The organism is Flavobacterium sp., assembly GCF_039916025.1.
Lineage (GTDB): Bacteria > Bacteroidota > Bacteroidia > Flavobacteriales > Flavobacteriaceae > Flavobacterium.
The window spans coordinates 1-11,164 of the sequence record NZ_JBDSMB010000061.1 but is presented as its reverse complement, the minus strand read 5'-3'; the positions used below and the strand labels follow the sequence as shown (position 1 = coordinate 11,164).

General features: G+C 36.6%; 14 protein-coding genes and 2 pseudogenes. 9 read left to right on the top strand and 7 right to left on the bottom strand.

What is annotated here, in order from left to right:
* The 9 genes and pseudogenes from ABIQ27_RS03535 to ABIQ27_RS03495 all read left to right on the top strand — a co-directional run.
* Nucleotides 1–75: pseudogene (locus ABIQ27_RS03535) on the top strand (tRNA (guanosine(46)-N7)-methyltransferase TrmB); the annotation flags it as partial.
* Nucleotides 76–702, top strand: a complete 627-nt coding sequence (locus tag ABIQ27_RS03530) for a lysine transporter LysE (protein ID WP_348032107.1) — start codon at nt 76–78, stop codon at nt 700–702.
* Nucleotides 699–1,022: an MGMT family protein gene (locus ABIQ27_RS03525; protein WP_348032110.1), complete on the top strand. Its 324-nt coding sequence runs from the start codon at nt 699–701 to the stop codon at nt 1,020–1,022. Before ABIQ27_RS03530 ends, ABIQ27_RS03525 begins: the two co-directional genes overlap by 4 nt.
* A 36-nt stretch (nt 1,023–1,058) precedes the next feature.
* Nucleotides 1,059–1,811, top strand: a complete 753-nt coding sequence (locus ABIQ27_RS03520; protein ID WP_348032106.1) for a head GIN domain-containing protein — start codon at nt 1,059–1,061, stop codon at nt 1,809–1,811.
* Between the two features lie 126 nt (nt 1,812–1,937).
* Nucleotides 1,938–3,074, top strand: coding sequence for an Mrp/NBP35 family ATP-binding protein (locus tag ABIQ27_RS03515; RefSeq protein WP_348032104.1), 1,137 nt, complete (start codon nt 1,938–1,940; stop codon nt 3,072–3,074).
* Nucleotides 3,075–3,172: 98 nt separating this feature from the next.
* Nucleotides 3,173–3,412 (top strand): NifU family protein, encoded by a 240-nt coding sequence (locus ABIQ27_RS03510; protein WP_136151375.1) that lies wholly within the window; start codon nt 3,173–3,175, stop codon nt 3,410–3,412.
* Nucleotides 3,413–3,546: 134 nt separating this feature from the next.
* Entirely contained in the window at nt 3,547–4,599 is a 1,053-nt protein-coding gene (locus ABIQ27_RS03505; RefSeq protein WP_348032102.1) for an NAD(P)/FAD-dependent oxidoreductase, read from the top strand.
* A complete protein-coding gene (locus tag ABIQ27_RS03500; RefSeq protein ID WP_348032100.1) occupies nt 4,600–5,163 on the top strand; it encodes a hypothetical protein in 564 nt (187 codons plus the stop codon).
* A gap of 3 nt (nt 5,164–5,166) precedes the next feature.
* Nucleotides 5,167–5,499: a ferredoxin gene (locus tag ABIQ27_RS03495; protein ID WP_348032098.1), complete on the top strand. Its 333-nt coding sequence runs from the start codon at nt 5,167–5,169 to the stop codon at nt 5,497–5,499.
* A 29-nt stretch (nt 5,500–5,528) separates the two neighbouring features.
* On the opposite strand, the gene ABIQ27_RS03490 is transcribed toward ABIQ27_RS03495, so the two are convergent.
* The 7 genes and pseudogenes from ABIQ27_RS03490 to rpsP form a co-directional block, all read right to left on the bottom strand.
* A complete protein-coding gene (locus tag ABIQ27_RS03490) occupies nt 5,529–6,224 on the bottom strand; it encodes an SGNH/GDSL hydrolase family protein (RefSeq protein ID WP_348032097.1) in 696 nt (231 codons plus the stop codon).
* Between the two features lie 59 nt (nt 6,225–6,283).
* Entirely contained in the window at nt 6,284–7,066 is a 783-nt protein-coding gene (locus ABIQ27_RS03485; RefSeq protein ID WP_348032095.1) for a DUF3050 domain-containing protein, read from the bottom strand.
* Nucleotides 7,067–7,183: 117 nt separating this feature from the next.
* Entirely contained in the window at nt 7,184–8,362 is a 1,179-nt protein-coding gene (locus ABIQ27_RS03480) for an acyl-CoA dehydrogenase family protein (protein WP_348032093.1), read from the bottom strand.
* A 250-nt stretch (nt 8,363–8,612) separates the two neighbouring features.
* Nucleotides 8,613–9,338 carry a hypothetical protein gene (locus ABIQ27_RS03475; protein WP_348032092.1) on the bottom strand — a complete coding sequence of 242 codons (726 nt, stop codon included), beginning with the start codon at nt 9,336–9,338 and terminating at the stop codon, nt 8,613–8,615.
* Between the two features lie 99 nt (nt 9,339–9,437).
* Nucleotides 9,438–10,097 carry a methyltransferase gene (locus tag ABIQ27_RS03470; RefSeq protein ID WP_348032108.1) on the bottom strand — a complete coding sequence of 220 codons (660 nt, stop codon included), beginning with the start codon at nt 10,095–10,097 and terminating at the stop codon, nt 9,438–9,440.
* 142 nt (nt 10,098–10,239) lie between these two features.
* Nucleotides 10,240–10,764, bottom strand: a complete 525-nt coding sequence (rimM, locus tag ABIQ27_RS03465) for a ribosome maturation factor RimM (protein ID WP_348032090.1) — start codon at nt 10,762–10,764, stop codon at nt 10,240–10,242.
* Between the two features lie 221 nt (nt 10,765–10,985).
* Nucleotides 10,986–11,164: pseudogene (gene rpsP / locus ABIQ27_RS03460) on the bottom strand (30S ribosomal protein S16); the annotation flags it as partial.

Genomic DNA, 11,164 nt, shown 5'->3' with positions numbered 1-11,164 from the left:
ATTCAGACATTTTACGAAAATCAATATTTGGAAATCAACAAAGCAATTACGTATATTCGTTTCAAAATCAAATAAATGCTGTTTTTTTTACCACTTGTTTTAGGTTTTTGCATTGCTTTTTTGGCGGTTATTCTTCCGGGATTAATCAACATGACGGCAGCAAAAATCAGTTTGCAGGAAGGTAAAAATGAAGCTTTGAATTTTGCTCTCGGCGCATCGGTAATCATATTTTTTCAAACCTTTATTGCGGTAATGTTTGCCCGGTTTATAAGCATTCATCAGGAAATTATTGCGACACTTCAGGAAATTGGCATTTTTGTTTTTTCACTGTTAAGCATCTATTTTTTCTGGATTGCCGAAAAACCAAAGAAAATCAAAACGGATAGCAAAGTCAAAGGAAAATCCAATCGTTTCTTTTTGGGGATGTTGTTGTCGATGTTGAATTTATTGCCAATTCCGTTCTATGTTTTTGCAAGTATGAGTTTGTCGGCTTCGGGCTATTTTAGTTTTGATAAAATTCCGGTTTCTTCTTTTGTAGTTGGTGTGGTTTGTGGTTCGTTTACTGTTTTTTATATCTATATCGTAGCGTTTAAAAAGATTGAAAAGAAGACTGAAATTCTAATGAGAAATATCAATACCATCATTGGTTCGGTGACTACATTTATGGCAGTTGTAACACTTTTTAAATTGCTGTATAAATAATGGAAACTAATTTTTTTGAAAAAGTCTATGCTATCGCGCGACAAATTCCGGAAGGAAAAGTAACTTCTTATGGTGCGATTGCCAAAGCATTAGGAACAGCTCGTTCCGCACGAATGGTAGGCTGGGCAATGAATGCATCTCACAATATGGACGATGTTCCGGCGCATAGAGTTGTCAACAGAAAAGGATTGCTCTCAGGCAAACACCATTTTGACGGCACCAATCTGATGCAGCAATTACTGGAAAACGAAGGTATAAAAGTAGTCGATAATCAAATAGTCGATTTTGAAAAGCACTTTTGGCAGCCGGAGATTAAATGATGTTTTGTATCTTAGACTAATCTTAAAAAATAAATTATGCTAAAAATAATCGTATCTGCAACAGCAATCTTAAGTAGTTTAGCCGCTTTTTCTCAAGTTTCAGAGAACAGAACAGTAGCCGATTTCTCAAAATTGAAAACATCCGCAAGCGTACATGTTTATTATACAGTTTCTAATGCAAAAACTGTAAAAGTAGAAACGGATGACAACGAAAAAATGAAATTTATTAAGACTGAAGTCGAAAACGGATCACTCAATATTTTTGTTGACTCCGCAAAAGGAAAAGTTCATGCAATGCGTTTCAAAATTTTAAACATTTATGTTTCCGGACCTTCACTCACTTCTGTTAAAGCAAGTTCATCGTCAAAAATTAAATTTGAAAATCAGAATTCAGCAGATCATGTAGATGTTGCCGTTAGTTCTTCTGCTGGTATTTCAGGTGAATTTAATTGTTCTGAAATCAATATTGACGCATCTTCGAGCGGAAAACTTAGCGCTAAGGTTAATGCAAAATCTGCCGAAGTAGAAACCAGTAGTTCAGCCGATGTTAATCTTAATGGAAAAACGGATACGCTGAAAGTGAAATCAAGCAGTTCATCATCCTGCAATGCCGATAAACTGATTGCGGAAGACGTTACTGCTAACGCCAGCAGCTCTGCAGATATTAATGTGTATGCTTCAAAATCATTAAACGCAAAAGCCAGCTCCAGCGCCGATATCAATTACTACGGAAATCCATCGCAAGTTGTTGCCGATAAAAGTTCATCGGGTTCCGTAAATAAGAAATAGTCAGGATTCAAGTCATTTTTTCATTTCATTAACGATAGTTTCATAACAATTCGTATTATCTTTGCAATCTGTATTCAGTCTTAATAAAAGATTGTAAACCGTTAACTGTAAACAGTAAACTAAGAAATGAAATTAGATAGAAAAGAGATTCTTTTAGCATTGGAAACTATTACCATTGCTGGTGAAGGGAAAAATATGGTAGAAAGTGGCGCAGTAAAAAATGTGCTGACTTTTGGCAATGAAGTAGTTGTGGAATTAGTCATTGCAACTCCGGCAATGCACATTAAAAAGCGTGCTGAAGACGATATCAAAAAATTAATCCACGAAAAATTTTCTCCCGATGCTGTGGTGAAAGTAAATATCAAAGTGGAAACTCCAACCCAAAATCCAAACGAAATCAAAGGAAAAGCAATTCCGGGAATCAGCAATATTATTGCGGTTGCTTCAGGAAAAGGCGGCGTTGGAAAATCAACGGTTACTGCAAATTTAGCGGTGACATTGGCAAAAATGGGTTTCAAAGTTGGTGTTTTAGATGCTGATATTTATGGACCAAGTATGCCAATCATGTTTGATGTTGAAAACGAAAAACCAATTTCGGTTGAGGTTGACGGCAAATCAAAAATGAAACCTGTAGAAAGCTATGAGATAAAAATTCTTTCTATCGGATTCTTTACAGCACCAAGTCAGGCCGTTATTTGGCGTGGACCAATGGCTTCAAAAGCCTTGAACCAAATGATTTTTGATGCCGATTGGGGACAATTAGATTTCATGCTAATCGATTTACCACCGGGAACAGGTGATATTCATTTGTCAATCATGCAATCGCTGCCAATTACTGGTGCCGTTGTCGTGAGCACACCACAAGCTGTTGCTTTGGCGGATGCCAAAAAAGGAGTTTCGATGTTTTTATCAGACAGCATCAATGTTCCCGTTTTAGGAATTATCGAAAACATGGCCTATTTCACACCGGAAGAACTGCCAAATAACAAATATTACATCTTCGGAAACGGAGGTGCCAAAAACTTAGCAGCAGATTTACAAGTGCCATTTTTAGGAGAAGTTCCATTGGTGCAAAGTATCCGCGAAGCCGGAGATTATGGTCGCCCTGCAGCCTTGCAAACCGCATCAGTAATCGAAAAAGTTTTTGAAGATATTACAAGAAATGTGGTTCAGGAAACGGTAAACAGAAACCAAAGTTTGCCACCAACTGAAGCTGTCAAAATAACAACCATGGCTGGATGTTCCGCCGTGAATAAAAAATAGAGGCTAACGCCTTAGACTGCTTAGAAAGTTAGACTACTTAGAACAAATCTAATAGTCTAAAATGTCTAACAATCTAAATAATCTAAAATGTCTAGATAATGAACACAGAAGAATTAACGTTAAACATCGAGAAAGCATTAGACGAGATCAGACCTTTTCTGAATTCGGATGGTGGTGATATCAAATTGGTTTCCATTGAAGACGAAAAGCATGTCAAAGTGCGTCTTGAAGGCGCGTGCACAGGTTGCAGTCTGAGTATGAGTACGATGAAAGCTGGCGTGGAAACTACGATAAAGAAATATGCACCACAAATAGAAACGGTTGTAAATATTGCATAATACTTTGGGCGTTTCTCCCGATAAATCGGGAGTCGGGCTTTCCGCAGTACAAGGTACTTGCTGCAATCCCTAACGCTCAGAATAAATTTTAAACTTAGCTACTCAGAAACTCAGTAGCTCAGCTACTCAAAAAAATGATTGAAACAGATATACTAATAATCGGGGCCGGACCAACCGGACTTTTTGCTGTTTTTGAAGCAGGATTATTAAAACTTAAATGCCACATTATTGATGCTTTGCCACAAATTGGCGGGCAGCTTTCCGAATTATATCCAAAGAAACCTATCTACGATATTCCGGGTTTTCCCGAAGTTTTAGCTGGAGATTTGGTTTCCAATTTAATGGAACAAATCAAACAATTCCAACCTGGATTTACGCTAAACGAAAATGCCGAAACCATTAATAAATTAGATGACGGAACTTTTATCGTAACAACCAATAAAGGGACAAAACATCACGCCAAAGCAGTAGCAATAGCCGGTGGCTTGGGAAGTTTTGAACCAAGAAAACCAATCATTGACGATATTTCATTCTATGAAGATAAAGGCATAGAATATTTTGTAAAAGATCCTGAATTGTTCCGTGATAAAAAAATCGTAATTGCCGGCGGTGGAGATTCGGCTTTGGATTGGAGTATCTTTTTGGCAGATGTCGCTTCAGAAGTGACGCTGATTCACAGAAGAAATGAATTCCGTGGCGCATTAGATTCAGTAGAAAAATTACAGGAATACAAAAAAGCTGGACGAGTTCATTTAATAACTCCAGCAGAAGTTGTCGGACTAAATGGCGCTGAACATTTGGAATCAATTGATATTGATGAAAATGGTGCGCACAGAACGCTTAAAACAGATTATTTTATTCCGCTTTTTGGACTGACACCAAAACTAGGTGCCATCGCAAATTGGGGTTTAGAAATAGAAAAGAATGCTATTAAAGTCAATAACGCTTTAGATTATCAAACCAACATTGATGGGATTTATGCCATTGGCGATGTGAATATTTATCCGGGAAAATTAAAATTGATTTTGTGTGGTTTTCATGAAGCGACTTTAATGTGCCAAAGCGTTTATCAAAGAATCAATCCGGGGAAAAAATATGTATTGAAATATACGACAGTTTCCGGAGTCGACGGTTTCGACGGAACACGAAAAGAAGCGGAAAAAGCCGTAGTAAAATCGATAGACTAAATGCAACTTAATCATCCTGAACTAGTAGATTTATTAAAGAAAGCTTATTCTGCTGAGAAAGCAGCTTCTTTTGCTTATCAGGGACACGCAGGTTCGGTCAAAAATCCAATTCATAAAGCAGCGATTCACCAAATCGAATTAGACGAATGGAATCATCGTGCTGAGGTTTTACAAATCATGAACGATTTTGATATTCCAATTTCAAAATGGTACGAAATCAAATTTCATATTATTGGCAAAGTAATCTCAGGCAGCTGTTATGTTATTGGCTGGTTTATGCCTTTTTATTTCGCGGGCAGATTGGAAAGCGGGAATGTTTGCGAATATTTCAGAATGAAACATTTTTTCAATGATTTGGGAATTACTAAATACGACCAGATTCTTTATGAAATGGGAATCAAGGAAAAAGAACACGAAGTATATTTTCTGGAAGTGATAAAAGACAATAAGATGCTTCCGTTTTTTGAAAAACTATTTTCATGGGGAACCGGACAAGGATTTAACAATATTGATTTAGATAAAAAATATCCTGTAGAAGAATCCAGTAATTATTGTAAAAAATAGCAAATGTCACAAGACGTAACCATAAAAATAACCGACCGAAACGGCGTTATTCACGAAGTACAAGCGCCAACCGACATGAATATGAATATCATGGAAGTAATTCGCGCCTATGAATTGGCAGAAGAAGGAACTATAGGTATTTGTGGTGGCATGGCAATTTGTGCTTCTTGCCAATGTTATGTGTTGAACGATGTCATTTCATTGGAAAGAAATCCCGACGAAGAAGCGATGCTTTGGGAAGCTTATCATGTCAAAGAAAACAGCCGCTTGGGTTGTCAAATTTCAATAACTTCTGCCATAGAAGGATTAGAGATAGAAATTGCTCCAGAACAGTAACAATGCGATGAACTCTGATTATTTGTAGGTTAATCAGCTATTTTGACTCTGGCTTCAGGTAAAATCCGCTCAACAAATTTTGCATAAGCAATGGCTGAAGGATGTAAACCATCTGAAGCTACTAACTCAGGTTCGAGTAATCCCTGTCGGGTGATATCGGTAATATAGACATAAGTAATATTGTTGGTCAAACAATAATTTCTGGCAAATTCATTATACTGAAAAATACCATCAGAAATCGAGGATGAGCCTTGTCCGAAAGGAGTGAAAGCATAATCTGGAATAGAAATAACTATTACATTGTTCTTGTCGCCTTTTGCTTTTTGGATTGCCGTAGCAACCAGTTCAGGGAATTCCTGTTCGTATAAACTAAACGGCTGATGTTGATATTGATTATTCACACCAATTAAAAGCGTTACCAAATCATAATCATTGGAAGGGTTTCCGGTTGCAATTGCCACTTTTAAACTGGATGTCGTCCAGCCGGTAACAGCAATAATATTCACCTCAAAAGTCTCATTAGTATTTAAATAGTTGGAAATGCTGTCTTTCAATTGAATTGGGAAACGACAGGTTTCACAAACACTTTGACCAATAGTGTAACTATCGCCAAGAGCTAAATATTTATAGGTTTTCGGCGTTGTAACAACGGCACTATCGGTACTACAACTTTGTAGAGACAAAATTGCAATTATAAGAAGTAATAAACGGTTTACGAATTTCATATTGCTTTTGTTTAGTGATAACATTTACGAAATGCAAGACGGTTTCGGTTTGCAACTGGTTATGCCAATTCTAAACTTTTCTCTATTTTTTCTTCGATGGCATCCCAAAGCCCGATTCTTTTTTCGAGCGCCAGAATCGAGATTTCTTCGACATCTGCCCATTTTTGGTTATCGTCCTGACAAAGTTCGTTAATCATCTGCATCGCCATTGGACCATGTTCATCTGCATCGAGTTCAATATGTCTTTCGAAATAATAAATCAGTTGAGACAAATCCGTTTCAGGGAAGTTTTGCTGAAAGCTTTTCAGAATTTCAGTAAACATATTCGGAATCAAATCTTCTCTTCCAAAAGTAAAGGCAGCTGCAATTTTATGCGCTTTCCCTTCTTCAATAACACGGAAAGTAAAGTTGAGAAATTCTTTAATTTTTGGATGCAGATTGCTTTGTTTTATTGCAATAAAAACATTTTTGGTTTCAACCACATTTTGCAAAAAAATCTCTAATTCTGATGTTTGTGCGCCACAAGATTTCATCGCTTCGACATACATTTCAAAATGGCTCAAACGCTTTCCATCTAAAGTCAAATCACTTTCTTCGGCCAACACAATTTCGTTAATCAAATAACGCGTTTCCGGATTGGAAGAAGCAAACCAAGGCGTTGTTGTGCAGGTTAGTTTTTGTTGTAAAGCTTTTAGAAGTGACATGAAATCCCAAACAGCATAAACATGACTTTCTAAAAACTGGTGCAAATTATCCATCGTTTTTACTTTTTCGTAAAGCGGATGTTGCAACAATATTTCTTTTTGTGATTGTATTTTCGAATTTATGATTGAGATGTTCATAGCAGTTTTTTTAATATATACGGGTAATAAAACCCAAAGGATTTTAAACGATGTAAAAGTAAAAATGCTTTCCATTTCTGAAAAGCATTTTGTATCAATTTTATTTATGGTTCAATCTTATTTGAAAGCAGGAATGCCAGTAATATCAGCACCAGTAATTAACAAGTGAATATCGTGTGTTCCTTCATAAGTAATTACCGATTCCAAGTTCATACTGTGACGCATGATTGAATATTCGCCCGTAATTCCCATTCCGCCAAGAATTTGACGCGCTTCACGAGCAATGTGAATTGCCATGTCAACGTTATTTCTTTTTGCCATCGAAATTTGAGCTGTTGTCGCTTTTCCTTCGTTTCTTAAAACACCTAATCTCCATGTTAATAATTGTGCTTTGGTGATTTCGGTAATCATTTCGGCTAATTTCTTTTGTTGTAATTGAAAACCAGCGATTGGTTTATCAAACTGAATTCTTTCTTTAGCATAACGCAAAGCCGTATCGTAGCAATCCATTGCAGCACCAATAGCGCCCCACGCGATTCCATAACGAGCCGAATCCAAACATTGCATTGGCGCACCCAATCCGGATTTTCCTGGCATAAGGTTTTCTTTTGGCACTTTTACGTTGTCAAAAATTAACTCACCTGTTGCCGAAGCACGAAGTGACCATTTGTTATGTGTTTCCGGAGTTGTAAATCCAGCCATGCCTCTTTCTACAATTAATCCGTGAATTCTACCTTCTTCATTTTTTGCCCAAACTACGGCAACATCTGCAAAAGGCGCATTCGAAATCCACATTTTTGCACCATTCAACAAATAATGGTCGCCCATATCTTTGAAGTTGGTTGTCATGCCACTCGGATTTGAACCGTGATCTGGCTCAGTCAATCCAAAACAACCCATGAATTCTCCGGTTGCTAATTTTGGCAAATATTTTTTACGTTGTTCTTCGGTTCCAAATTTCCAAATAGGATACATTACTAATGAAGATTGCACTGATGATGTTGAACGAACACCAGAATCTCCTCTTTCAATTTCCTGCATGATTAAACCATATGAAATTTGGTCTAAGCCTGCACCGCCATATTCTTCTGGAATGTACGGACCAAAACCACCAATTTCTCCTAAACCTTTAATGATTTGTTTTGGAAATTCTGCACGTTGAGCATAGTCTTCAATAATTGGAGAAACTTCACGTTTCACCCACGCACGAGCTGAATCACGAACTAATTTGTGTTCTTCCGTTAGCAAATCATCTAACAAATAATAATCTGGAGCTTGAAATAAATCTGGTTTCATATAGTTGTCATTGCGAGTTTGCGAAGCAATCTCATTATCTTTAATTTCACGAAAACGTTTGCAAAGCTAAAGAATCTTAACCGAAATTCCCATCAACATTTTAGATAATTTTTGAAGCTGTCATTGCGAATTTTTTGAAGCAATCTCCAGCTGTCCACTATATCTTTTATACCTGACAGGTTTTAGAAAACCTGTCAGGTATAAAAGGATGCCGTTCCCATCTGGGCTAGGAAAATATTTGATTTAAAGACTATTTTAATTTTTTGAACTCGGCTTTTTTGGTAAGCAGAAATTCCAAAATAGCCAATTCGTCTTTTTCGATTACCGTTTTTGATTGCGGATCGGCATCGCAATAATCAATAAATCTTGGGACTTCTTCGTTTTTTAATTCGAGCGTTTTAGAAAAAAAGGTCTCGTCAAAGTTAGCTTTGGCATATTCCTTAAACGTTATTTTTTCTTCCGGGGCTTTAGGTTTTGGATTTTTGCTTTTAAACAATTTCCCAATCATTTTTCCAATCTGAATAAAATCCATTCCATTCACAATCTCACCAGTATAGACATCTTTATTTACAGGATGTGCTTGTTGATTTTCTATTTCTGCCAACTTTCTGCCATTATAGGAAGTAGCAGCAATTTTTATGGCTTTAATCTGTGTTATTTCTACTTCTTCAAGCGGTATAGGTTTTTCAACTAAAGTGATAACGATATTACTTTTCTTAAAATCATCAGAAGTCAGAATGTGCTTTTGATCGACAAAGTTATCCGACATAAAAATGAGTATATCATTGACTTTGGCTTCAATAGTAAATTCGCCCAAAGTATTTGTTTTAGTGAATTTTTTAGTAGTAAAATTAATGACATCAATGTTCTTTTGATAATTATCCTGATAAGAAACTTTTCCGTGAACAAGCTTTTCTGTCTGTGAAAAACCAACATAGGAAAACAATAAAAATAATATGGCAGCGATTTTTGTCATGAGTATTGGAATGAGGTTAACTTGAACTACTAAAGTTAGTAAAACCCTTTTCCCATACTCTGAAGAGTTTGTTAAATGTTTTAATAAGAAAAGTTAAACTTAAATCTTAAGGTAAAAATCTTTTGTCAAAGCAATGTAATCTTCGGTGTATTGATGACGAGCGGTTTCGATAATCAATTCATCAACAAAAGTTTCTTTTTTAACTCGGGAGAAAGCTAACATACTTCGTTTGATTTCGGTAGTTGGAGTTCCTTTTACACGGGTAATTTTAAAAGGATATAATTCAAAATCATTGGCTAAAGCCAAAAAGTTTTTTTCTTCTTTAAAAGGAATAATAACCGAGAAGATTCCGTTTTCTGAAAGCAGTAAATTGGCTGCTTCAACTAAATCTTCAAAAGGCAAAGCATCCGCAAATCGGGCTAAATCTCGTTGTTCGCTTTCGGTTTTGTAATCTTCGGTATAAAATGGCGGATTGGAAATGATAATGTCATATTCGTCTTCGGGTTCATCTATAAATTCATCCAAACCGGCATGAAAACAAAATAGTTTATCACCCCAAGGAGAAGCTTCAAAATTTTCCACACATTGTTCGAAGGCGTCTTCGTCAATTTCGATAGCGTCGATTTGTTCGGCGTTACTTCTCTGTGCCAGCATTAAAGACAGAATTCCGGTTCCGGCACCAATATCCAAAACTGAAAAAGGATTGTTGTCAATCGGACACCATGCACCAAGCAAAACACCATCGGTGCCAATTTTCATAGCGCAACGGTCTTGTTGAATAGAGAATTGTTTGAATTGGAATTTAGACAACTTAGATTTTTTAGATTGTTAGACTTCTTTTAGATTCTTTCTAAAGCCGCAGGCGTTTCTAATAATCTAAAAGCGCAGCGTATCTAAAAATCTATAAATACATTTCAACCAGTCCTTCTGGTAAATCCATGATAACCTTTTTGTTTTCGCGGTCAATTTTTACCAGGAATTGATCAATCATTGGAACAAGGATTTCCACGTTTCCGTTTATGACTTCAAATAAAGGTTGGGCAGAAGAATCGTTTATGGAAACAATTTTTCCGAAAATACCCAAGCGTTTGTCTTCGATTTCAAATCCAATGACTTCATGAAAGTAAAATTTGTTGCCCGAAAGTTTTGGCAACATAGAAAGAGGAAGATAAACTTCACAATTAATGATGCTGTCGGCTTCTTCTTCAGAATCTACATCTTCAAATTGCACACGAAGAAAATCATTTTTGTGCAGTGAGCTGTTTTGAATAAAAAATGGAACCAGATTTTTGTTGAATTCAACAAAAACTGATTCCATATTCTCATATAACTCAGGTTCGTCTGTATCTAAATAGATTAGAACTTCCCCTTTGAAACTAAATTTTTTAGCAATTTTACCTAAATAGAAACAATCTTCTTTACGCATAATTGCTTGAAGTATTATGCTTCAGTTTCTTCGCTTGTTTCCTCAGCAGCAGGAGTTTCTTCAACAGCTGGAGCTTCTTCAGTTGCAACTTCTGCAACTTCTTCAGCAACAACTTCCGGAGTTTCTTCTACAGCTACTTCAGCAGCAGGAGCTTCTTCAGCTACAACTTCTGGAGTTTCCTCAACAGCTACTTCAGCAGCAGGAGTTTCCTCAACAGCTACTTCAGCTTCTGGAGCTTCATCAGCGATAGCTTCAGTTTCTTCAACTGCAACCTCTTCAGTAACTTCTTCTACTTTTGCAGCTTCAACAGCGGCAGCAGCACGTTTGTCATTAGCAACTTTTTCAGCTTTTAATGCTTTCGCTTTAGCAGCTTCCTGTGCTTTTGATAAACCTTCTTTTT